This is a genomic window from Heliobacterium chlorum (genome assembly GCF_014502795.1).
Lineage (GTDB): Bacteria > Bacillota > Desulfitobacteriia > Heliobacteriales > Heliobacteriaceae > Heliobacterium > Heliobacterium chlorum.
In genome coordinates, this window is the sequence record NZ_JACVHF010000109.1 from 1 (window position 1) to 1,068 (window position 1,068).

1 protein-coding gene is annotated in these 1,068 nt (G+C 38.9%); it reads left to right on the plus strand.

What is annotated here, in order from left to right; genetic code table 11:
- Positions 1 to 505 precede the first annotated feature (505 nt).
- Positions 506 to 985 carry a CarD family transcriptional regulator gene (locus tag H1S01_RS20340; RefSeq protein WP_188042171.1) on the plus strand — a complete coding sequence of 160 codons (480 nt, stop codon included), beginning with the start codon at positions 506 to 508 and terminating at the stop codon, positions 983 to 985.
- Positions 986 to 1,068: the final 83 nt, after the last annotated feature.

A 1,068-nucleotide genomic window follows, 5' to 3' on the forward strand; every position in this document is an offset into this window, starting at 1 on the left:
CATTGCAATCCCTCCATCGAATTTCTCTTTCGACATAGAATTGCAATATTCCTTTAAATCCCTGTATTTACCACTAGATTTTGCGGGTTAACGTTGTCTGATGGGGCACTAGATGTACAGCCCTTAATAAACTCGCACTTTAATGGCGTGCTTGGTTCGGGACCAAGAGGCCGCAATCCTGTCGCCCCGACCATGAGTTAGCTGGGGTTTCGTAATGTTAGCTGTTGGCTAAAGTTAGGATTCGACGCCTAACGTGACGCCACGAGGTTCGAAGTGGTGAAATATCGAGTAAACAGTTAAGGCCAGGATGGGAAGTCCTGGCTTTTTTGCTGTGGTTAATTTGGAAACTTAGCGTTAGTAACCATGTTAAGTGTAGATAGTGAAACAGTCGAGCAAAGACCACAAAAAAATATTGACACTACATTATTGGTTTGGTAAAATTAATAATTTATTATCACGTTTTTGTGTTATAATGTACGTAGGATGTTATGAAAGGGGTGACTTCATGTTTCATATAGGCGAAAAAATCTTATACCCGATGCATGGTGCGGGTGTTGTCCAAGCTATCGAAGAAAAAGAAGTTCTTGGGAAAAGCCAACCTTATTATGTTATAAATATCAATCATAGAAACATGCGATTGATGTTCCCTTGTGCTAACGCTAAAATATTGGGGGTACGGCCCGTAGTTGAGCAAAATGTTTTGGACGACGTGCTCAATACACTTCATGATGGAGAAACAGATCCAACCATCAGGGGCACCCAAAGAAATAGATATAATTTAAACAAGATAAAAAGTGGTAACATTTATGATGGAGCAGAGGTTATCCGTGACTTAGTTAGACTAAATAATAAGAAAAAACTTGGTTTTGCTGATAAAAATATGCTTGATAACGCTTGTGAAATTTTAGCTAGTGAAGTCGAAATTGTAAAAGGTCTCTGCCGTAAAAGGGCATCTGAATTACTAAACAAGGTTGTTAATATTTAGTTTCGCTAGGCTTTATGGTTTATTAGGTTGATAACATGAATACGTAGAGCCAGGGACATTGTCCTTGGTTTCTTTTTGGTTTG